This window comes from Pseudomonas sp. JZ114 (genome assembly GCF_051027705.1).
Taxonomy (GTDB): domain Bacteria; phylum Pseudomonadota; class Gammaproteobacteria; order Pseudomonadales; family Pseudomonadaceae; genus Chryseomonas; species Chryseomonas luteola.
Genome location: NZ_CP069256.1, coordinates 3,374,209 through 3,395,676, shown reverse-complemented (window position 1 = coordinate 3,395,676; position 21,468 = coordinate 3,374,209). Strand labels below are relative to the sequence as shown.

The 21,468-nt window shown below is 58.2% G+C and carries 16 protein-coding genes; 10 read left to right on the top strand and 6 right to left on the bottom strand.

What is annotated here, in order from left to right; genetic code table 11:
• Window positions 1-75: 75 nt before the first annotated feature.
• From JQR90_RS16060 to JQR90_RS16030, 7 genes are all read left to right on the top strand, one after another.
• A complete protein-coding gene (locus JQR90_RS16060) occupies window positions 76-1,434 on the top strand; it encodes a glutamine synthetase family protein (RefSeq protein WP_010795663.1) in 1,359 nt (452 codons plus the stop codon).
• Window positions 1,435-1,480: 46 nt separating this feature from the next.
• Window positions 1,481-2,851, top strand: coding sequence for an aspartate aminotransferase family protein (locus JQR90_RS16055; RefSeq protein ID WP_010795662.1), 1,371 nt, complete (start codon window positions 1,481-1,483; stop codon window positions 2,849-2,851).
• A 217-nt stretch (window positions 2,852-3,068) separates the two neighbouring features.
• Window positions 3,069-4,166 (top strand): polyamine ABC transporter substrate-binding protein, encoded by a 1,098-nt coding sequence (locus tag JQR90_RS16050; protein WP_010795661.1) that lies wholly within the window; start codon window positions 3,069-3,071, stop codon window positions 4,164-4,166.
• A 450-nt stretch (window positions 4,167-4,616) separates the two neighbouring features.
• Window positions 4,617-5,687: a polyamine ABC transporter substrate-binding protein gene (locus JQR90_RS16045; protein WP_051370210.1), complete on the top strand. Its 1,071-nt coding sequence runs from the start codon at window positions 4,617-4,619 to the stop codon at window positions 5,685-5,687.
• A gap of 175 nt (window positions 5,688-5,862) precedes the next feature.
• The gene (gene potA / locus JQR90_RS16040) at window positions 5,863-7,017 is read left to right on the top strand and encodes a polyamine ABC transporter ATP-binding protein (RefSeq protein ID WP_010795658.1); all 1,155 of its coding nucleotides are present in this window, start codon (window positions 5,863-5,865) and stop codon (window positions 7,015-7,017) included.
• Window positions 7,014-7,910 carry an ABC transporter permease subunit gene (locus tag JQR90_RS16035; RefSeq protein ID WP_010795657.1) on the top strand — a complete coding sequence of 299 codons (897 nt, stop codon included), beginning with the start codon at window positions 7,014-7,016 and terminating at the stop codon, window positions 7,908-7,910. Before potA ends, JQR90_RS16035 begins: the two co-directional genes overlap by 4 nt.
• Complete coding sequence (locus JQR90_RS16030; RefSeq protein WP_010795656.1) at window positions 7,907-8,800, top strand: ABC transporter permease subunit; 894 nt, start codon at window positions 7,907-7,909, stop codon at window positions 8,798-8,800. Before JQR90_RS16035 ends, JQR90_RS16030 begins: the two co-directional genes overlap by 4 nt.
• A gap of 46 nt (window positions 8,801-8,846) precedes the next feature.
• Here JQR90_RS16030 and JQR90_RS16025 read toward each other — a convergent pair whose 3' ends face one another.
• The 4 genes from JQR90_RS16025 to tkt all read right to left on the bottom strand — a co-directional run bounded on the left by JQR90_RS16025 (window position 8,847) and on the right by tkt (window position 15,668).
• Entirely contained in the window at window positions 8,847-9,659 is an 813-nt protein-coding gene (locus tag JQR90_RS16025) for a Cof-type HAD-IIB family hydrolase (RefSeq protein WP_010795655.1), read from the bottom strand.
• A gap of 90 nt (window positions 9,660-9,749) precedes the next feature.
• The gene (gene gnd / locus JQR90_RS16020; RefSeq protein ID WP_010795654.1) at window positions 9,750-10,727 is read right to left on the bottom strand and encodes a phosphogluconate dehydrogenase (NAD(+)-dependent, decarboxylating); all 978 of its coding nucleotides are present in this window, start codon (window positions 10,725-10,727) and stop codon (window positions 9,750-9,752) included.
• A 25-nt stretch (window positions 10,728-10,752) separates the two neighbouring features.
• A complete protein-coding gene (locus JQR90_RS16015) occupies window positions 10,753-13,575 on the bottom strand; it encodes a bifunctional transaldolase/phosoglucose isomerase (protein ID WP_010795653.1) in 2,823 nt (940 codons plus the stop codon).
• Window positions 13,575-15,668, bottom strand: coding sequence for a transketolase (tkt, locus tag JQR90_RS16010; RefSeq protein WP_010795652.1), 2,094 nt, complete (start codon window positions 15,666-15,668; stop codon window positions 13,575-13,577). Before tkt ends, JQR90_RS16015 begins: the two co-directional genes overlap by 1 nt.
• Before the next feature lie 386 nt (window positions 15,669-16,054).
• On the opposite strand from tkt, the gene JQR90_RS16005 reads away from it, so the two are divergent.
• Together JQR90_RS16005 and JQR90_RS16000 are read left to right on the top strand one after the other, a co-directional pair.
• On the top strand, window positions 16,055-16,849 hold the full coding sequence (locus tag JQR90_RS16005) for a thymidylate synthase (RefSeq protein ID WP_010795651.1): 795 nt from the start codon (window positions 16,055-16,057) through the stop codon (window positions 16,847-16,849).
• Window positions 16,850-17,028: 179 nt separating this feature from the next.
• The gene (locus JQR90_RS16000; protein ID WP_010795650.1) at window positions 17,029-17,922 is read left to right on the top strand and encodes a DMT family transporter; all 894 of its coding nucleotides are present in this window, start codon (window positions 17,029-17,031) and stop codon (window positions 17,920-17,922) included.
• A gap of 5 nt (window positions 17,923-17,927) precedes the next feature.
• Here the strand turns inward: JQR90_RS16000 and JQR90_RS15995 are convergent, their stop codons facing one another.
• Together JQR90_RS15995 and JQR90_RS15990 are read right to left on the bottom strand one after the other, a co-directional pair.
• The gene (locus tag JQR90_RS15995; protein WP_434140114.1) at window positions 17,928-20,132 is read right to left on the bottom strand and encodes an FUSC family protein; all 2,205 of its coding nucleotides are present in this window, start codon (window positions 20,130-20,132) and stop codon (window positions 17,928-17,930) included.
• A 64-nt stretch (window positions 20,133-20,196) separates the two neighbouring features.
• Window positions 20,197-20,349 carry a hypothetical protein gene (locus JQR90_RS15990; RefSeq protein WP_156913089.1) on the bottom strand — a complete coding sequence of 51 codons (153 nt, stop codon included), beginning with the start codon at window positions 20,347-20,349 and terminating at the stop codon, window positions 20,197-20,199.
• 163 nt (window positions 20,350-20,512) lie between these two features.
• Between JQR90_RS15990 and JQR90_RS15985 the strand changes: the two genes are divergently transcribed.
• On the top strand, window positions 20,513-21,466 hold the full coding sequence (locus JQR90_RS15985) for a LysR family transcriptional regulator (protein WP_010795648.1): 954 nt from the start codon (window positions 20,513-20,515) through the stop codon (window positions 21,464-21,466).
• The last annotated feature ends 2 nt before the right edge of the window (window positions 21,467-21,468 follow it).

Sequence of the window (21,468 nt, the reverse complement as noted above, 5' to 3'; positions counted from 1 at the left end):
GACCGCCGTATCATCCTGCCTGGACGGTAAGTCCATATGCCTTCCGGGCAGGTTTTTCAAAACCTTGAGGTCTTTATGGCTAACCAGCTTGACCAGCTCACCCAGTGGTTGAAAGAACACAAGATCACCGAAGTCGAATGCCTGATTTCCGATTTGACCGGCATCGCCCGCGGCAAGATCTCGCCCACCTCGAAATTCATCAATGAAAAAGGCATGCGCCTGCCGGAGAGCGTTCTGTTGCAGAGTGTGACGGGAGACTATGTCGAGGATGATATCTATTACGAGCTTCTCGATCCGGCCGATATTGACATGCTTTGCCGGCCTGACGAGAACGCTGTCTTCCTCGTGCCCTGGGCCATCGAGCCCACGGCGCAAGTCATTCACGATACCTACGACAAGCAGGGTCGCCCGATCGAACTGTCTCCACGCAATATCCTGAAGAAGGTGCTCAAGCTGTATGCCGACAAAGGCTGGAAGCCGATCGTCGCGCCCGAGATGGAGTTCTATCTCACCAAGCGTAGCGATGACCCGGATTATCCCCTGCAGCCCCCGGTAGGCCGCTCCGGTCGCCAGGAGACGGGCCGCCAGTCATTCTCGATCGATGCCGCCAACGAGTTCGATCCGCTCTTTGAAGACATGTACGACTGGTGCGAGCTTCAGAAGCTGGATCTGGATACGCTGATTCATGAGGAAGGCACGGCCCAGATGGAAATCAATTTCCGTCATGGCGATGCCCTGCATCTGGCGGACCAGATCATTGTATTCAAGCGAACCATGCGCGAGGCCGCTCTGAAGCACAACGTCACGGCTACCTTCATGGCCAAGCCCATGACCGGTGAGCCCGGCAGCGCGATGCACCTGCACCAGAGCGTCGTGGACCTGAAGACAGGCAAGACGGTGTTCTCGGAAGACGACGGCACGATGAGCGAGCTGTTCCGTCATCACATCGGTGGGTTGCAGAAATACATCCCCGAAGCCTTGCCCCTGTTTGCGCCCAATGTGAACTCGTTTCGTCGCTTCCTGCCGGACACCTCTGCTCCGGTAAACGTGGAGTGGGGCGAAGAGAACCGCACTGTAGGCCTTCGGGTGCCGGATTCCGACCCGCAGAATCGCCGTGTGGAAAACCGTTTGGCCGGTGCGGATGCCAATCCCTATCTGGCGCTGGCCGCCAGCCTTCTGTGTGGGTATCTGGGCATGATCGAAGGCATCGAACCCAGCGCTCCTGTCAAGGGACGAGGCTATGAGCGTCGAAACCTGCGCTTGCCGCTGACACTGGAAGCAGCCCTGGAGCGCATGGAGCAGTCTGTGACCATTGAGCAATACCTGGGCACACGCTTCACGCGGGGCTATGTGGCCGTCAAGCGCGCCGAGCATGAAAACTTCAAACGGGTCATCAGTTCCTGGGAGCGCGAGTTCCTGTTGATGAGCGTATGACCTGATCGCGCCAGCACAGCTGGCGCATTCCAACCCAGGAGGTGTTATGAACGACAGGACCGTCAGCGAGCGTACCGCGCACTGGCAGGCACTCAGCCGGAACCATCACCTGCCGCCCTTTACGGATTACAAGCAGCTCAATGCAAAGGGCTCGCGCATCATCACGCGTGCCGAGGGCATCTATCTTTGGGACAGCGATGACAATCGCATCCTCGATGGGATGGCCGGGCTGTGGTGTGTGAATGTCGGCTATGGCCGTGAAGAGCTGGTTCAGGCTGCTACCCGGCAGATGCGCGAACTGCCTTACTACAACCTGTTCTTCCAGACTGCGCACCCGCCAGCTATCGAGTTGGCCAAGGCGATTGCAGATATCGCACCCGACGGCATGAACCACGTGTTCTTTACCGGCTCGGGCTCGGAGTCCAACGATACTGTCCTGCGCATGGTTCGTCATTACTGGGCGACCAAGGGGCAGCCACAGAAGAAGATTATCATCGGCCGCTGGAATGGTTATCACGGGTCAACCGTAGCCGGCGTGAGCCTGGGCGGCATGAAGGCCTTGCACGAGCAGGGCGATCTGCCCATTCCGGGAATCGAGCACATCGACCAGCCTTACTGGTATGGCGAGGGCGGCGATATGAGTCCGGATGAGTTCGGGATTCAAGTGGCCGATCAGCTGGAGCAAAAGATTCTTGAGCTCGGCGAGGACAAGGTGGCGGCCTTTATTGCCGAGCCGATCCAGGGGGCTGGAGGTGTAATCGTTCCGCCGGATACCTATTGGCCGCGGATTCGCGAAATACTGGCGAAATACGACATTCTGTTCATCTCCGATGAAGTTATCTGTGGGTTCGGGCGTACCGGAGAATGGTTCGGCAGTCAGCACTACGGCATGACGCCAGACCTCATGCCCATCGCCAAGGGGCTGACCTCCGGTTATATCCCCATGGGAGGTGTGATCGTGCGGGACGAGATCGTCGAGGTGCTCAACCAGGGCGGCGAGTTCTACCACGGTTTCACCTACTCGGGGCATCCGGTTGCGGCCGCTGTGGCGTTGGAGAATATCCGTATCCTGCGCGACGAGGGCATTATCGAGCGAGTCAAAAGCGAAACGGCACCTTACTTGCAGAAGTGCTGGCAGACGCTGGCCGATCATCCACTGGTAGGCGAGGCGAGGGGTGTGGGCCTGGTGGCCGCGTTGGAGCTGGTACAGGACAAGCGGACAAGGGCGCGCTTTACGGGACGCGAGGCAGGCATGATCTGTCGGGAACATTGCTTCCGCAATGGCCTGATTATGCGGGCTGTGGGCGATACCATGATCATTTCGCCACCGCTGGTCATCACGCCCGCGCAGATCGATGAGCTGATGGTGCTGGTGCGCAAGTGCCTGGACCTGACGGCTGCTGACCTGCATCGGTAGTGAAGACGAGTCGCGAGCAGAACGAGCGTCCAGGGGTGTTTGTCTGACATAACAGCACCCTTGGATGATGGCAAAAATCAAAAGGAATGGTGGCGCACTCTTGAGCCGCGCGCCGGACCTTGCCAGACTGCGCCGGTGCGTTGGCCAGACGCACCAGGGGAGGATTGAAAAGCCTCCTCCGGAATACTTATACGACCCTGTTTAGGAGCATTTCCGCATGAAAGCTTTTGGCAAGACACTGCTCGCACTCAGTCTGGCTGGCGCCTTCGCCGGTCACGCGATGGCAGACGACAAGGTTCTGCACGTTTACAACTGGAACGACTACATCGCTGAAGACACCATTGCCAAGTTTGAAAAGGAAACGGGCATCAAGGTGGTCTATGACGTGTATGACAGCAACGAGGTACTCGAAGCCAAGTTGCTGGCGGGCAAGTCGGGCTATGATGTGGTTGTCCCCTCCAACTCTTTCCTGGCCAAGCAGATCAAGGCCGGTGTCTACCAGACGCTGGACAGGAACAAGCTGCCCAACTGGAAAAACCTGGATCCCCAGCTGATGAAGACCCTGGAGGTCAGCGATCCGGGTAACCTGTACGCCATTCCTTACCTGTGGGGTACCATCGGTATTGGCTACAACCCTGACAAGGTAAAGGCTGCACTGGGCGACAACGCCCCGGTGGACTCCTGGGACCTGATTTTCAAGCCGGAAAATATTTCCAAGCTCAAGAGCTGTGGTGTCGCACTGCTGGACTCGCCAACCGAGATCATTCCTGCCGGTCTGCATTACCTGGGCTACAAGCCTGACAGCCAGGACACTAAAGAGCTAAAGGCGGCGCAGGACCTGTTCATGCAGATTCGTCCGTCGATCACCTACTTCCACTCATCCAAGTACATCTCTGATTTGGCCAACGGCAACGTCTGCGTGGCGGTCGGCTATTCCGGCGACATTGCCCAGGCCAAGGCCCGTGCCGCTGATGCCAAGAATGGCGTGACGGTGAAGTACAACATTCCCAAGGAAGGTGCCGGTACGTTCTTCGATACCATGGCCATTCCAAAGGACGCTACCAATACCGAGGGCGCCTACAAGTTCATCGACTTCATCATGAAGCCGGAGATCATTGCCGAGATCAGCGACTACGTGCAGTACCCGAACGGCAACAAGGAAGCGACACCGCTGGTCAGCGACGAGATTCGCAACGACCCGGGCATCTACCCGACTCAGGAGACGATGGGCAAGCTGTACGCCTTCCCGGACCTGCCGGCCAAGGTGCAGCGTGCGATGACCCGTGCCTGGACAACGATCAAGTCCGGCAAATAAGTGATGCAGGCCCCTCCGGCAGCTGTTGGAGGGGCTTTCTGGAAGGATAGGGCATGTATACAACGCAGCGATTATCCGACCCACGCTCGAATCTGATTGCAGCTTCGGTGAGCTGTACCGATACGAAAAATCAGTTTATCCGTGACATTTCCACGCTCATCCTGTATCAACGCGGCCCGTTATCAGGCAGGCCGTACGGTAAGCAGGTGAAGGCACTATTGCCACTGGCGGTAGCCGCCGGGAATTCGCATGTCTGCAACCGTGCATGTGCGGGCCATATTAGCCGTTGCCGGATGCGTTCCAGGGTTAGGTAAGAGCCCTATGGTAGGGCCGTCGCGTTAAACCTGTATTCATTCATAGATTCTTCACAAGGAAATCGGCCGCACAGTCAGGTATGGACTGGCCACTAACCAAGAGGACGACCGAGTGTTTCTTTCCCTTCGTAAGACGCTGCTTGCCACTGCCGCTGCGCTGGCCTTTACACCATTGGCCCATGCCGAGAAAGTCGTGCACATCTATAACTGGAGCGATTACATCGGTGAGACCACGCTGGAAGATTTCCAGAAGGAAACCGGAATCAAGCCGGTCTATGACGTGTTCGACTCCAATGAAACCCTCGAGGGCAAGCTTCTGGCCGGCCGGACCGGCTATGACGTGGTAGTGCCGTCCAACCATTTCCTGGGCAAGCAGATCAAGGCTGGCGCGTTCATGAAGCTGGACCGCAGCCAGCTGCCCAACTGGCAGAACCTGGACCCTGCTTTGCTCAAGCAGCTTCAGACCAACGATCCGGGTAACGAGCACAGCGTGCCTTACCTATGGGGAACCAACGGTATCGGTTACAATGTCGACAAGGTCAAGGAGGTGCTTGGCACCGACAAGATCGACTCCTGGGCAGTGCTGTTCGAGCCGGAAAACATCAAGAAGCTGACCAAGTGCGGTGTTTCCTTCATGGACTCGCCGGATGAAGTCATTCCGGCCATGCTGAACTACCTGGGGCTCAACCCCAACAGCACAAATCCTGACGATTACAAGAAAGCCGAGGCGAAGCTCCTGCAGGTTCGCCCGTACGTGACTTATTTCCACTCCTCGAAATACATCTCCGATCTGGCCAACGGCAATATCTGTGTGGCCTTTGGCTATTCGGGTGATGTTTTCCAGGCAGCGTCACGTGCCGAGGAGGCGGGAAAGGGCGTCAAGATCGCTTATGCCATTCCCAAGGAGGGAGCGAACCTGTGGTTTGATCTATTGGCCATCCCCAAGGATGCGTCCAATGCGAAAGAGGCACATGCGTTCATCAACTACCTGTTGCGGCCTGAGGTGATTGCCAAGGTAAGCGACTCCGTTGGTTACGCTAACCCCAACCCCAAGTCAGGCGAGTTGATGGACCAGAAGGTGCGCCAGGATGAAACGGTCTATCCACCCCAAGAGGTGATGGACAAGCTGTATGTGATGGCGGAACTGCCTCCGCAGATATTGCGGATCAGTACACGCAGTTGGACCCGGATCAAATCCGGTAAATAGCGTTCCATATTCGATAGCCTGACCGTTGAGTCAGGCTGAATGCCTGGCTGACAGCAAGGCGAAAAGAGGCACGGTCGGCGCTAGGGCAAGAAGGGCGGAGGGGTTTTCCGCACCGACTCTAGAACCTCATGCCGTAGCTGTCAGGCAGGATTTCAAGACCCCTGGGGAGTAAATAATGGCGATAGCCTCCGGTGCCTTTAAAAAAGCCGTGACCGGTGTTCAGCAGACCAAAGAAGTGCTGGTGAAGATCGATCGGGTAACCAAGAAATTCGATGAAACGGTGGCAGTTGATGATGTTTCACTGACCATCAACAAAGGCGAGATCTTTGCGCTGCTTGGTGGCTCCGGTTCTGGTAAATCCACGCTGCTGCGCATGCTGGCGGGGTTTGAGCAACCCACCGAGGGAAGGATCTTCCTGGACGGGCAGGACATCACTAATATTCCGCCGTATGACCGGCCGATCAACATGATGTTCCAGTCCTATGCCTTGTTCCCGCACATGACGGTCGAGCAGAACATTGCGTTCGGCTTGAAGCAGGACAGGCTGCCCAGAGAAGAGATCAACCAGCGCGTGGCCGAAATGCTCAAGCTGGTGCACATGACACAGTATGCCAAGCGTAAACCGCATCAGCTCTCTGGTGGGCAGCGTCAGCGGGTGGCCCTGGCGCGCTCACTGGCCAAGCGGCCCAAGCTTCTGTTGCTCGACGAGCCGATGGGGGCGCTCGACAAGAAGCTGCGTTCGCAGATGCAGCTGGAACTGGTGGAGATCATCGAGCGTGTGGGCGTGACCTGTGTGATGGTGACGCACGACCAGGAAGAAGCCATGACCATGGCTCAGCGCATCGCGATCATGCACCTGGGCTGGATCGCTCAGGTAGGCAGCCCGATGGACATCTATGAAACGCCAGCCAGCCGCCTGGTCTGTGAGTTCATCGGCAACGTGAACCTGTTCGACGGTGAACTGATCGAGGACGATGCGGATCACGCCATCATTGCCTCGCCGCAGCTCGAGCGGTACATCTACGTGGGCCACGGGATTAGCACCCGCGCTGAAGACAAGCGCGTGACCTATGCGATTCGCCCGGAAAAGCTCTTGATGGCCAGCCGCCTACCGGAAGACCATGAACACCCCAACTACAACTGGCTAAGCGGGACCGTGCATGACATCGCCTATCTGGGCGGGCATTCGGTGTATTACATCAAGCTGGAGTCCGGGCAACTGGTCCAGTGCTTCATCGCCAACGCCGTGCGCCTGGGCAAACGCCCGACGTGGGACGATCCGGTAGTGGTGTACTGGGAAGATGACAGCGGCGTGGTACTGCAATCATGAGTCTGAAGAAACTGTTCGACGGCCGCCGCCTGGTTATTGGCGTCCCGTTCGTGTGGCTGTTCCTGTTCTTCCTGCTGCCGTTCGCCATTGTGCTGAAGATCAGTTTCGCCATTGCGGACGTCGCGATTCCACCCTATACCGAACTGCTGACCTATGCCGACCAGCAGCTGGATATTGCCCTGAATTTCGGGAATTACCTGATGTTCACGGACGATCCGCTATACCTGGACGCGTACCTTGGTTCGCTCAAGATCGCTGGCATCAGTACGCTGATCTGTCTTCTGATCGGATATCCGATGGCTTATGCCATCGCTCGGGCGCGCAAGGATGTGCAGACGGTATTGCTTCTCCTGATCATGATGCCGACCTGGACGGCCATTCTGATCCGGGTCTATGCCTGGATGGGGCTTCTGTCCACCAACGGCCTGATCAACGAATTCCTGATGTTTATCGGTGTGATTCACGAGCCGCTGCGTCTGCTCAACACCAACTTTGCGGTATATCTGGGGATTGTGTATTCCTACCTGCCGTTCATGATCCTGCCGCTGTTCGCCAATCTGGTGAAGCACGATCTGACACTGCTGGAGGCGGCATCCGACCTGGGAGCGAGTCGTTTTACCAGCTTCTGGCGTATCACGGTGCCGTTGTCCAAGAACGGCATTATCGCGGGCTGCATGCTGGTCTTCATTCCCGCAGTAGGCGAGTTCGTGATTCCGGAACTGCTGGGCGGGCCGGAAACGCTCATGATTGGCCGTGTGTTGTGGCAGGAATTCTTCAATAACCGCGACTGGCCGGTGGCTTCGGCTTTGGCGGTGGTCATGCTGATCATCCTCATCGTGCCTATTGTCCTGTTCAACAGGAACCAGGCGAAGGAACTGGAGGGCAAGCTATGAGAAGCCTGAAGTTCACAAACCTGATGTTGGTGTTGGGCCTGTTGTTCATCTACCTGCCGATGGTCATCCTGGTGATCTATTCGTTCAACGCCTCGCGTCTGGTGACTGTCTGGGGCGGCTGGTCGGTGCACTGGTATGCAGGGCTTCTGGACAACAACCAGCTCATGGGCGCCGTAGGGCGCTCCCTGGAAATCGCGTTCTACACGGCGATTTCCTCGGTCATCCTGGGAACGCTGGCGGCGTTCGTGCTGACGCGTATTCCTCGCTTTCGCGGGCGTACGGTGTTTGGCGGTCTGGTCACTGCACCGCTGGTCATGCCTGAGGTGATTACCGGTCTGTCGCTGCTGCTCCTGTTCGTTTCCATGGCACAGTTCATCGGCTGGCCGCAGGATCGGGGTGTCGTCACGATCTGGATCGCCCATACCAGCTTTTGCGCGTCTTACGTAGCGGTAGTCGTGTCGGCGCGTCTGCGCGAGTTGGACCTGTCTATCGAGGAAGCTGCCATGGACCTGGGTGCGCGTCCCTGGAAGGTGTTCATGCTGATCACCATCCCGATGATTGCGCCTTCTCTGGCAGCGGGTGGAATGATGTCCTTTGCGCTATCGCTGGATGATCTGGTGCTTGCAAGCTTCGTGTCCGGCCCTGGCTCAACCACCTTGCCAATGGAGGTGTTCTCCGCTGTGCGCCTGGGTGTGAAGCCGGAGATCAATGCCATTGCCAGCCTGATTCTGCTGGCGGTCTCGCTGTTTACCTTCCTCGCGTGGTATTTCACGCGTCGGGCTGAGAAGAAGCGGCTGCAGGGGTTGAAGGAGGCCATGGAGTCGACGGTGACGGAAACTGCCAATGAGCGGGACGTTGAGCGTTTCACCGCGCCGCCTACCAATAGCTGATACAAGAAAGCCACCGAAAGGTGGCTTTTTTTATGCCTGGGGTGGATCAGCCTGTTGCCAGAATGAATCGGTGTATGGCCTCGGCCAGACCGTTCCTGTCGGTTTCGGCGGTGATCTGCATGGCATGAGCCTTGACGTCTTCCTCGGCTTGTCCCATGGCAATGGAGAGCCCGGCTTTCTTGAACATTGAAATATCGTTTTCACCGTCTCCAATGGCGACGGTACGCGTGAGCGGAATGCTCAGATGCTCCGCCAGTGCCACTAGCGCATGGCCTTTGCTGGCCTGGGCGGCTGTAATATCCAGATAGTAGGGTTGGGAGCGTACGGTGTGGGCGTATTGCCCCAGCTTCTGATCCAGCTCGGGTTGCAGGCTGGCGAGGCGATCATGGTTCTTACTGACAGCTACCAGCTTGTCGACCCGGTCAAGGTAGTCGTCAAAGCGGTCGACGATCAGCGGATCATAGCCCAGGGCTCTTTTCTCATGGCCGATGTAGTGGTTGTCTGGATTGGCAATGATCCATTCATTATCGGCGAATAGCCAGATATCCAGGTCTTCGTCCTCAAGCTGCTCAAACACGCTGTCCACGGCATTCCGGAGTATACGGTGTGCCTGCAAGAGCGTGCCATCCGGCTTGAGCAGGGTGCCGCCGTTGAAGGCGCCGACGGGGAGGGTAAGATCAAGCGCTTCGATCAGCCAATGCATGGCCCGTGGCGGGCGACTGCTGACCAGCGTAAAGTCGATTCCAGCCTCACGCAGGCGCTGTACGGCCTCGATCGTGGCTTGGTTTAATTGCTTGTCGGTACGCAAAAGGGTGCCATCGACATCCGACAGCATAAGTTGATACGGGTGGTTCGTCATTATCGTTCCTGTCGAGCCATAGTAGAAAAGAGCGACAGGCTGCCTGGAGGTGCGCCTCGATGCGCTACCTCCAAGCCTGCTCGGAAAGCGTTACTGCGGGATTTCTACGTGCCCACCAAAGCCGAAGCGCATGGCCGACAGGAGCTTGTCGCCATAGGTCGCCTTCTGGCGTGAGCGGAAACGGGCATACAGTGCGGACGTCAGTACCGGGGCAGGTACGGCTTCCTCAATAGCGGCCTCGATGGTCCAGCGACCTTCACCACTGTCGGACACGAATCCGCTGAATTTTTCCAGTTCCACGTCCTGAGCCAGTGCCTGAGCGGTCAGGTCCAGAAGCCAGGAGGAAACGACACTGCCACGGCGCCATACTTCGGCGATGTCTGCCAAATCCAATTGCAGGCGTTCTTCTTCCGGTACATTTTCGGAGCCGCGCATCTTGAGAATGTCAAAGCCTTCGGCGTACGCCTGCATCATGCCGTATTCGATACCGTTGTGAATCATCTTCACAAAGTGACCGGAACCAGCCGGGCCTGCATGGATATAGCCACGTTCGGCACGCTCGTCCGGGGCGTTGCGGCCACGGGTGCGCTCGATGTCGCCGTAGCCAGGGGCCAGGGTGTCGAAGATGGGATCCAGGCGGTCCACGGTTTCCTTGTCGCCGCCAATCATCATGCAGTAGCCGCGCTCAAGGCCCCAGACGCCTCCAGAGGTGCCTACGTCGAGGTAGTGGATACCTTTCTCGGCCAGCGCCTTGGCGCGGCGCAGGTCGTCCTTGTAGTAAGTATTGCCACCATCAATGATGGTGTCGCCCGGCTCCAGCATCTGGCCCAGGGTGTTGATGGTCTGTTCGGTCGGGTCACCCGCCGGAAGCATGACCCATAGCGCGCGTGGCTTAGCCATCTGCTGGATCATGTCCTCAAGACCGGTTGTTGCTTTGGCGCCTTCTTTGGCCAGCGTCTCGATGGAGTCGGCGCTGCGGTCGTATGCGAAGACCTCGTGCCCGTTTTTCATCAGCCTGCGGGCAATGTTTCCGCCCATCCGGCCCAGTCCGATAATGCCAAGTTGCATGTTGTTGCCTCCACGAGCTTTTACGTCAGGCGATAGCCGCCTCGACTAATTGTACGATACGTTGCAGCCCTGCTTCGCTATTGCCGTGCTGAATGTGAATACGTAAATGTCGACGATCTCGCTCGGCGAGCACGGAAAGGTCCCCTTGTGCCTGAGCGGCTTCGACGATGCCGAAGCTTACCTTGCGTCCGGGAATGGCCAGATCCTGCTGGGGTTCGGCGGTAATCTGCAGGAAAACCCCGCTATTTGGCCCTCCTTTGTAGGCTTGGCCTGTGGAGTGTAGAAAACGGGGGCCGAAGCCGCCAACGGTGGCGACACGGTAACGATCCCGTAACAGGGTCCGCAGCCGCGTCATCAGGGTTTCGTGGGCGCCGTTACGCTCGATATAGGCAAGCACGGCAGCGTAATCGCCCGGATTGAGGCGAGCAAAATGCTCCCGAAGTACCTGCTCGGCCGAATCGCCGCTCAGGGGGGAATCGCTGTAGAACGCCAGCTCGCCATCGGTGAAGAAGGGATTTCCGCTGGAAAGCTGTCCGGTTTTTTCATACTCATCGGTTAACGCGCGCGTTTTGACCTTGCTGGCCTCGACGTCAGGCTGATCGAAAGGATTGATGCCTATCACGGCGCCTGCAATGGCGGTAGCCACTTCCCAGCGGAAAAATTCCTGACCGATAAGGTCAGGCCGCATCAGGCTTATGCGGATTACGGGCTGGCCGGCCTTTTCCAATGCCTCGACCTGGGCATCCAGTTCGCTGCCGTCGTTATCTGCACGCAGATAGACGAACAAGCGATCATCACCGTAATGGGTGGGGGCAGCCGGGGGCTCCAGGTCGACCGGAATGATGCCTTTGCCTTGTTTGCCTGTGGACTCCGCCAGCAGTTGCTCAAGCCAGGCACCGATACTGGCGATCTGGGGCGAGGCGAACAGGGTCAGCTTGTCTCGCCCGGCCTTGACGGCCTCACCCATGACCACACCCAGATAAACGCCCGGATTGATCGCAGGCGGTGCACTGGGATCGCACGCCAGCACCATTGGGCGGGTAATCTCGAACAGGCTGTCTACATCGTGTCCAAGCAGGCTCAGCGGTACGAGCCCAAAGGCCGAGAGCACCGAGTAACGCCCGCCGATGGTCGGGTCGCCATAGAAGAGGGTGCGATAGCCCTGCGCCTTGGCGCTGACCTCGAGCTTGGAGCCGGGATCGGTAATAGCAATGAAATGATGGCTGGCCTGATCCTCACCGAGCGCTTTGCAGGCAGCGTCGAAAAAGTAGGCGTTGAGAATTTCAGGTTCCAGGGTCGAGCCGGATTTGCTCGATACCAGAAACACCGTGCAGGCATAGTCAATAGACTGCTCCGTGGCGGCAATTTGAGCCGGATCGGTAGAGTCCAACACCAGCAGGCGCAGGCCTTCAGGTGTGTTGCCCAAGGTTTTCGCCAGCACTTCCGGCCCAAGGCTGGAGCCACCCATGCCCAGTAGAACGGCAGTGGTATAGCCTTCGGCTTTGAGCGATTGCTCCAGTATGACCAGAGCAGAGGTGTTGATATGTGGCTCAGTAGCGGCTTTCAACCAGCCACCCCATTTCGCTTCGTCCTGACCGGTCCAGAGGGAAGCATCCATGTGCCATAGCCGACGTGACCAGCCTTCGCGGCGGGCCTGCTCAAGCTGCTGCTCGACGGCTTGGGACAGGTCTTCTGGCAGGCTGAACTTAGCCTGGTTGAGTTTACCGGCCAGCAGTTTGACGCGCTTGGCACCCACAGCACCGAGCAGATCGTCAGCTGCATCGGAGAAAAGTTTGGCGCCTGCCTTTACCAGGTCTGTCGTTATGCCCGGCAGATCCAGCCCGAACCGCTCGGTGGCTTCGAGTGTGGCGCGGGCTTCATCCAACCCTGTAGTGAGGGTTTCCTTCACCGTGCCATGATCACGAAACGCATCCATGGTCTTGGGCGGCATGGTATTGACGGTGTCCGGTCCGATCAGCTCATCGACATACAGCGTATCGGGATGGTCGGGATTCTTGGTGCCGGTAGAGGCCCATAGCAGTCGCTGAGGTTGAGCGTCCTTGGCGGCCAGGGCTTGCCAACGTTCGCTGGCTATCATGGCCTGATAATCAGCATAGGCCAGTTTGGCGTTGGCAATGGCAACCCGACCCTTGAGGGACTTGAGCGTTGCGTCGTCATTCCCGGCTTTCAGCTGTTCATCGATCTTTTTCTCGATTTCCGAATCGATCCGGCTGATGAAAAAGCTGGCAACACTGGCTATGCGGCTGATGTCTTCTCCAGCCTGAATACGCGTCTCCAGCCCAGCCATGTAGGCCTCGGCAACAGCGCGATAGGATTCCCGGGAAAACAGCAGTGTCACGTTGACGCTAATCCCTTCGGCAATCAGTTGCTGGATGGCTGCTGCGCCCGCTTCGGTACCAGGCACCTTGACCATCAGGTTCGGTCGATCGACAGCTTTCCAGAGTCGACGTGCCTCTATCAGGGTGGACTCGGTATCCATGGCCAGATAAGGCGATACCTCCAGGCTGACGTAGCCGTCCTTGCCGTTTAAACGGTCATAGACAGGCCGCAGGATGTCGGCGGCCTGTTGAATGTCTTCAACCGCCAGATATTCATATACATCGACCGGTGAGGCATCGGCACGGTTGAGGAAGCGCTCTAGCGATTCATCGTAATCCGTACCGTGTCCCATGGCCTTTTCGAAGATGGATGGGTTGGAGGTAACGCCGGTCAGGCCATCCCGCTCAATGAGCGTCTGCAGCTCACCCTTGCGCAAAAATTCCCGACTGACGAAATCCAGCCAGACGGCCTGACCGGCCATACCCAACTCTCGCAAGAGGCTGCTCATCATGACCTCCCGGCGTTCGCCTGTTCAGTGGCCAGTTTGACAACGTTTTCAACCGTAAAGCCGTATTTCGCCTGCAGCTTGCCGATTGGTGCAGAGGCACCAAAGCTGTTCATGACGACCATGGCGCCCTTGCGGCCTACGTAACGCTCCCACCCCATCGGGCCAGCCTGCTCGACGGCAACCCGACCGGTTACGTCATCAGGCAGCACGCTTTCTTTGTAGGCTTCGTCCTGCTGCTCGAACAGTTCCCAACACGGCATGGAGACGACACGCGCCGCTATACCGTTTGCTTTGAGCTGCTCATAAGCCTCGACACACAGGCCGACCTCACTGCCGGTACCCATGATAATGACATCCGGCTTGCCGTTTTCGGCATCCGCCACGACATACGCACCACGCGCCGTACCTTCCGCCGAGGCGTAGCGGGTGCGGTCAAGCGTCGGCATGGGCTGGCGGGAGAGGACGATGCAGGAGGGGCGGTTGGTCTGCTCGAGCGCAACCTTCCAAGCCTGGACGGCTTCGTTGGCATCACCGGGACGCAGGGTCAGAAGACCAGGAGTTGCCCGGAGCTGAGCCAGCTGCTCGATGGGCTGGTGCGTAGGCCCATCTTCGCCAACACCAATGGAGTCGTGGGTAAAGACGAACACCACAGGCAGCTCCATGATCGAGGCCAGGCGAATCGGCGGCTTCATGTAGTCGCTGAACACCAGGAACGTCGCCGTAAAGGAGCGCAGGTAACAGAGGGCAAGGCCGTTGGCGATAGCGCCCATCGCGTGTTCACGTACGCCATAGTGGAGGTTGCGACCGGCGGGTGTCTGCGCTGAGAAGCTTCCAGCGCCGTCAAAGGTCAGCTTGGTCTTGGTAGAGGGCGCCAGGTCCGCCGAACCGCCGATCAGCCACGGGATCTTGCTGGCGAAGGCGTTGAGTGCCTTGCCACCGGATTCACGAGTTGCCACGCCCTTGGCGTTGGCTTCGAACTCTGGAAGTGCATCCATCCAGCCTTCAGGCATCTGACCGGCGCGCATGCGGTTGAGCTCGTCTACAAGGGTAGGCTCCTGCTGCTCAAGCGTTTTCAGCGCTGCCTGCCATTGCTCGTATTGGCTTTGCCCGCGCTCAACCATCTGGTCGCGCAGCCAGGTTCGTGCATCGTCCGGCACCAGGAAGTCAGCGTCTTCAGGCCAGTCATAGGATTTCTTGGCGAGGCGGATTTCATCAGCGCCCAGTGGTTCGCCATGGGCGGCGGCGGTGTTGTGCTTGTTGGGTGCACCATAACCAATGATGCTGTCGACGATGATCAGGGTTGGTGCATCGTCATGGGCCTGGAAAAACTCGATGGCCTGGCCAAAGGTCAGGGCGTCGTTGGCGTCCTTGACATGGACCACGTTCCAACCATAACCCTTGAAACGTGCGCCAACGTCTTCGCTGAATGTCAGGTCCGTGTGGCCCTCGATGCTTATGGTGTTGTTGTCGTAAATCCAGCACAGGTTGGACAGCTTCAGGTGCCCGGCTACCGAAGCCGCTTCACCACTGACACCTTCCATCATGTCGCCATCGCCACACAGCACGTAAACGTTGTAATCGAAGAGGGTAGCGCCGTCACGGTTGAAGCGCTGTCCGAGCCAGCGTTGGGCCATCGCCATGCCAACGCTGTTAGCACACCCCTGGCCCAGCGGGCCGGTAGTGGTTTCCACGCCGGTAGTCATGCGGTATTCAGGGTGGCCGGGCGTCTTCGAATCCATCTGACGGAACTGCTTGATGTCATCCAGGCTGACGGCCGGGTTGCCGGAGGGCTGGCCATGCTCGTCGATCTCGGTCACACCGGCCAGATGCAGCAGCGAATACAACAGCATTGACGCATGACCTACAGACAGCACAAAGCGGTCGCGGTTGGGCCAGTCCGGATGCTCAGGGTGGTAGCGCAGGTACTTGCTCCACAAGGTATACGCCACAGGTGCCAGGGCCATGGGCGTGCCTGGGTGGCCTGAGTTGGCCTTCTGCACGGCGTCCATGGAAAGGGTGCGTATGGTGTTCACGCACAGCTGGTCACGCTCGATGTTGGGGTCGTTGGAAAAAGTGGTGTTGGCAGAGCACATTGCGGATTCCTCGATTGGAGCGTGGAAGCGAATGGCCGGGATGCCGTCTCGCGGCTCGTCATGGTGCAGGCGATAGGCAAGGACAGCAGCTCGGCTGACCGGGCATGCGGGTTATCCAGGCGCAGGGCCTGGGCTGGCGATCCGGCCGATAGGCTGGCGTTAAGCTACTTCTCGACAGCTGATTCGCATGCGACGGAACAGTACTAGGAGGTGTGAGCTTTCAGGCGGGCGTTTGTTCCTCTCATTTTGCGAGAGAGTGCGTTGAAGGTCTTTAAAGGTATCAGGCCGACACGCGACGACCGGGCACGTGATCCAAACAGCCAGCTTCGTTATCATAGGCGCTGACTTTTCTCCTGCGCCCTTCGGGGCGCCGCACCGAGCCCAGCATGAAACAGTACCTAGACCTGATGCGACACGTGCGTGAGCACGGCACCTTCAAAAGCGACCGCACCGGCACCGGCACCTACAGCGTGTTCGGCTATCAGATGCGCTTCAACCTGGCCGATGGTTTTCCCATGGTCACCACCAAGAAGCTGCACCTGCGTTCCATCATTCATGAGCTGCTGTGGTTTCTCAAAGGCTCGACCAATATCGCCTACCTCAAGGAAAACGGCGTTTCCATCTGGGATGAGTGGGCCGATGAGAACGGTGACCTTGGCCCGGTCTACGGTTATCAATGGCGGAGCTGGCCCGCGCCGGATGGCCGTCATATCGACCAGATCGCCAACGTTATCGAGATGATCAAGAAGAATCCCGACTCGCGCCGGTTGATCGTCTCCGCCTGGAACCCTGCCCTGGTGGATGAGATGGCCCTGCCGCCGTGCCATGCGCTGTTCCAGTTCTATGTGGCAGATGGCAAGCTCTCCTGCCAGCTCTACCAGCGCTCGGCGGACATTTTCCTGGGTGTGCCTTTCAATATTGCCAGCTACGCGCTGCTGACCATGATGGTGGCACAGGTCACGGGTTACGAGCCGGGCGAGTTTATCTGGACGGGCGGTGACAGCCACCTGTACGCCAACCATCTGGAGCAGACGGACCTGCAACTGACCCGCGAGCCGCTGCCCCTGCCTACCATGAAGCTCAACCCAGCGGTCAAAGACCTGTTCGAGTTCACGTTCGATGACTTCGAGCTGGTCGGCTACGAATCCCACCCCCACATCAAGGCACCCGTCGCTGTTTGATGCTTTGCCTGGATGCTGTGCTCATGCGCAGCGTCCAGGCAGGTTGATCTTGTTCCCAGTAATCGTCAGCGCTGACGATTCGTGCGTCCAGGGAACAATTCCTGTGCAGGCTCGCTGGCTTATGTCATTTCGGTCATGCCGTCATACTAAGCGGCCTTATCTCCTGGAGCATGCTTCTCATGTTGTCGCATGGTTGGCATCTTGCCCAGCGCCCCGCCTGGCTAGCCGACATTAGTCTTTTATTGGTGGCAGTGGTCTGGGGTTCCAGTTACAGCGTTGCCAAAACAGCCTTACTGCTTTATCCCGTGCTTGGTTTTCTGGCTATCCGGTTTTGCCTGACGGCGCTGCTGCTATTGCCTCAATTACGGGGCGAGGGGCGAAAAGCAATCCGGCCAGGGCTACCGCTGGGCCTGATGTTGCTAGCGATCTTTTTGTGCGAGACCTTTGGAGTGGCACAGACTACAGCGAGCAAGGCAGCATTCCTAATCAGCTTGTTTGTGATTTTTACACCACTATTGGAGTGGGTGCTTTTAGGTCAGCGCCCTGCGCGAGGAGCCTTTTTAGCTGCGGCCGTCTCTCTGCTGGGTATTCTGCTGCTGACGGGAGAGGGCGCAGGCGAGCTACAGTTCAATCTGGGTGATGCACTCATGGTGGCAGCAGCTGCTCTTCGCGCGCTCATGATGTGCGTGACGAAGCGCTACTTCAGCACACAGGCTATTCCTGCCCTTGCGCTTACTGCTGTGCAGGCTGCGGTGGCTGGCTTGGGCTGCCTTGTAATGGCCTGCCTGCTGCCGGCGGGATTACCTGCCTTGCCAGTCACGTACACATTCTGGCTAGCCACGGGATACCTGGTTGTCTTTTGCACCCTGTTTGCCTTTGTGGTCCAGATCCAGGCCATCCGCTATTCCAGCCCAACCCGTATTTCACTTCTGATGGGAACCGAACCGGTGTTTGGTGCCCTGTTCGCGGTTTTGTGGCTGCAGGAAAGCCTGTCGGTTCAAGGCTGGATCGGTGGTTTTCTGATTGTAGCGACTGCTATCTGGGCAACGCGGTTACGTAGCGCTGCCGTATAGCACACCTATAGTTCATCCAGTCTGGTAGAGCGTGTCTGCATGAAGCCTCTATTGTGCTTGCTCAATGGCGAGTTAGGGTCCAGCAGCGAGGTTCGGATGAAGTGCAGGTAACTGCACACACGGCGTAGCGGCGAACGTTCGAACTGCCCCGAGTTGGGCTCCTGATGGATCTGGGCGGCCTGAGCCGTCTCGATGGCATGGTCTACTGCCGACAAGGCCCGCTCCATATGCTTGGGGCTGGGTTGCACGAACAGGCGGATCAGGGCGCGTCCCATGATGCGGATAGCCTGTCGCCAGGGGCGCGATTCCTGATAGCAGGGGTGCAGGGGCAGGTTTTCCTGTTCGTAGCGCAACTCGATGATGGCATGACCAATTTCCAATGACAGGAACATCCAGCGCAGAAGCTGGCGCTGCACGGCGGTATGACCGGTGGAAAGTACATAGGCCTGGTTGAGCAGGTCGCGGGTACTGCTATCGAAGCCTGATGCCAACCCCTTGAGCTTGCCGCTGATGGCATAGACGACCCGCATGCGTAAATCCTGCTCGAGACGTCCCCATAGCCATGGGCGATTGGGCGGCATGAGCACCGCAGCGGCGACCGCGGCAATAAAGGCGGCGAGCAGATAGGACAGGTACTGGTTGAAGAAGATATTGGCGTCATACAGCGTGACGTTGGCCGGCAAGGCCGCCGAGCAGAACCACACCATCAGCCCTGTGCCGTAACCCGCCCACTGGGGACGGGTGATGAAAAATGCGCCAATGGCAAACACCGGCGACAGCGCGTAGAACAACAGGGGAAAGCCATCCAGTTGGGGCAGCACCCAGAACACCAGAAAAAAGCCGGCCAACGAGCCGGCCAATGTCCCGACGGCCAATTGCAGGCAGTAACGGCGTGGGTTGGGCGAGGTAGATGAAAGCGCCGAGATCAGGACGGCTGCCAGCGCACAGGTATCACCGCTGGGCCAGGACGTTTCGATCCAGAACAGCCCCAGCACGAGAACCACGAGGGCGCTGCGTATACCGGAAATGGCCGCTGCCATGGGGTTGGCCACGGGGGTGAAGCTTTCCGGGGGCGGCGTCTTGGGTGGCTTGGGACCGTTCAGGGTGGCATAGGCCAGGCAGTAGCTGTAGAGGTCTTCGGCAAAGCGGTAGAGCAGTTCGGCGGCCGTGTTGAAGTCCAGCAGGTCGCCGTCTCCAACTTGTTGATCCTGAAGCTGCGTTCGGCCCTCGCGAATAGACTGCATCAGTGGCTCACGGTGCAGCGCGAGCTTTTCTGCCAGACGGGCCGCGTCAGTCTCGGTGGTCAGCCGCTCCCCGAACGGTGCAAGCAATGTGGTGATCTCCGAAAGGCAAGGCGAGAAGGCGTCCAGCAGGAGCGGGCGCTGGCGGATCCGGGTCAGCAGTTGGTTCAAGGCATGGAAGCGGGTGTTGAGCTGCATGAACTGGCTGCCCAGGTTGGCCAGCCGACCGCTGCGCTGACGCAGGTGTGGGTCTTCGAACGCACTGGCGCTGCGCAGGCTTTCAAAGCCTACGGACTCGGCCGCAAAGCGTGCCGCCAGGGTTTCGAACTGTTCGCGCGTCAATGCGCCGCTCAGACCCTCATGAGCCATGCGGGCAAAATCACGAAAACGCAGGGAAAGCGTATTACGTAGCACGGTGCGGGTCGTCTGCGGCAGGACGATAGCGCTGACTGCACCGGTGCAGCAGATGCCCAGGCCAATCTCCAGTACACGCCACAGGGCCTGCATAAAGGCATTTTCCGGATGGCTCGTGGCTGGCAAGCCGATCAGGCTGGCGGTGTACCCGGCCAGTAGAAAGGCATAACCGCGAAAGTCGCGATAACGTGCAGCGCCCGCCGTACATAGGCCTACCCACATGGCCAGCGAGCCGAGCAGCAGGATCCGTTCCTGGGCGAAGAGGGCAATGAACAGCACCATTACGCTCAGGCCGACCAGCGTTCCGATGATGCGATAGAAACTCTTGGCCAGCACCTGTCCGCTTTGGGGCTGCATGACGATAAAGACGGTGACCAGTACCGTACTGGGTTGGGGTAGCTGCAACCGGTAGGCCAGCCAGAGTGCAATCAGTGCTGTCAGCAGCGCCTTGAAAATGAAGGCCCAGGTAATGCCATCGGTACGGGCCCATTCCAGCAGGGCACGGTGCCAGGCCGAGCGGCTCGGTAATCGACTGGCAAGAGAAATAGCGCGCAACGGTAACCTCGACGCTCAAAGGGCGCACGGAGTGAATCGGTCAGGGTGAAGAACAGCGTTGCAGTCAGCGCAGGGCGATAGCGCACTGACCGTGAAGCGGCGGCAAGATCTTCTTGAACAGACGAGACAGCGGCCTGAACAGACTGGCTGACAGGGGCGTTACGATCAGATAAGGCGGAGCGGGAAGCGGAAGCGTTTTCCGAAACAGTTGCAGCACGGTGGCCTACTCAAACAGTCACTAGCTCAGACGAGCGCTATCCATTCTATGTAGAGCAGGGTGGCGGGAATAAGCAGGAAAATCGTGAAGGATTATTAACTGTAAAGCGAGTAATAAAAGGGTAGGGAGTTGTGCCAGAATTTGCCGCTCTGAGAGGAGTACGATGGACAATCTCTTTAACATGCGTGCTTTCATGTGTGTTGTGGAAGCCGGCAGCTTTACTGCGGCGGCCCAACGCCTTGAGCTTACCACCGCCTACGTTTCCAAGGCGGTCACCAATCTGGAAACACACCTTCAAACCCGTTTACTTCACCGCACTACCCGTCGGATCGCGCTGACCGAGGCGGGGGAACGTTACCTACAGCGTTGCCAACAGATCTTTGCCTACATTCAGGAGGCGGAAGCCGAAGCCAGCCATGCCCATGCGCATCCGGTGGGCAAACTCAAGGTTCATACCATGACCGGCTTGGGCCAGCATTACCTGATCAAGACGATTGCCCGTTACTGCGAGCAATACCCTGAGGTGAACTTCGACCTGCGGCTGACCAACACGTTTACCGATATCCTGGAGGACGGCTACGACGTCTCTGTAATCCTGGCCTCCCAGCTCAAGGATTCAGGTTACTTTTCCAAGCGACTGGGCAGTACTCATAGCATTCTGTGCGCATCGCCGGCTTACCTGGAAAAATACGGCACCCCCCAGACGACGGCTGCCTTGCGTCAACACCGTTGTCTGCGCTTGGTGAACAAGGCTATGTCACTGGATAAATGGTTGTTCCAAGGCCCAAAAGGCGAGGAGCTGGTAACAATTGACCAGACCCTGTTTCAGGTCAACACGGCGGATGCCTTGATGGAGGCCATTGCTTCTGGCATGGGCATCGGGGCGCTGCCGATCTATGCCGCCGTCAAGGGGCTCAAGGACGGGACGCTGCAGCAGGTCCTGCCACACCACAGCCTGTACCCGCTTAACGTCTATGCGTTGTATCCCTCTCGCCAGTACCTGGATGCAAAGATCCGGACGCTGGTGGACTTCCTGCGCGATACCTTGCCGGGGCTTCTAAAGGCCGACGAGCAGGCTGTGAAGCGGCTGTATGAAGAAGGCCCGGTCAGCGCCTGATG

Excerpts from the sequence above, each read along its gene's own strand:
- JQR90_RS16060 (WP_010795663.1), top strand. The coding sequence starts at position 76 with ATGGCTAACCAGCTTGACCAGCTCACCCAGTGGTTGAAAGAACACAAG.
- JQR90_RS16055 (WP_010795662.1), top strand. The coding sequence starts at position 1,481 with ATGAACGACAGGACCGTCAGCGAGCGTACCGCGCACTGGCAGGCACTC.
- JQR90_RS16050 (WP_010795661.1), top strand. The coding sequence starts at position 3,069 with ATGAAAGCTTTTGGCAAGACACTGCTCGCACTCAGTCTGGCTGGCGCC.
- potA (WP_010795658.1), top strand. The coding sequence starts at position 5,863 with ATGGCGATAGCCTCCGGTGCCTTTAAAAAAGCCGTGACCGGTGTTCAG.
- JQR90_RS16035 (WP_010795657.1), top strand. The coding sequence starts at position 7,014 with ATGAGTCTGAAGAAACTGTTCGACGGCCGCCGCCTGGTTATTGGCGTC.
- JQR90_RS16030 (WP_010795656.1), top strand. The coding sequence starts at position 7,907 with ATGAGAAGCCTGAAGTTCACAAACCTGATGTTGGTGTTGGGCCTGTTG.
- JQR90_RS16025 (WP_010795655.1), bottom strand. The coding sequence starts at position 9,659 with ATGACGAACCACCCGTATCAACTTATGCTGTCGGATGTCGATGGCACC.
- gnd (WP_010795654.1), bottom strand. The coding sequence starts at position 10,727 with ATGCAACTTGGCATTATCGGACTGGGCCGGATGGGCGGAAACATTGCC.
- JQR90_RS16015 (WP_010795653.1), bottom strand. The coding sequence starts at position 13,575 with ATGAGCAGCCTCTTGCGAGAGTTGGGTATGGCCGGTCAGGCCGTCTGG.
- tkt (WP_010795652.1), bottom strand. The coding sequence starts at position 15,668 with ATGTGCTCTGCCAACACCACTTTTTCCAACGACCCCAACATCGAGCGT.
- JQR90_RS16005 (WP_010795651.1), top strand. The coding sequence starts at position 16,055 with ATGAAACAGTACCTAGACCTGATGCGACACGTGCGTGAGCACGGCACC.
- JQR90_RS16000 (WP_010795650.1), top strand. The coding sequence starts at position 17,029 with ATGTTGTCGCATGGTTGGCATCTTGCCCAGCGCCCCGCCTGGCTAGCC.
- JQR90_RS15985 (WP_010795648.1), top strand. The coding sequence starts at position 20,513 with ATGGACAATCTCTTTAACATGCGTGCTTTCATGTGTGTTGTGGAAGCC.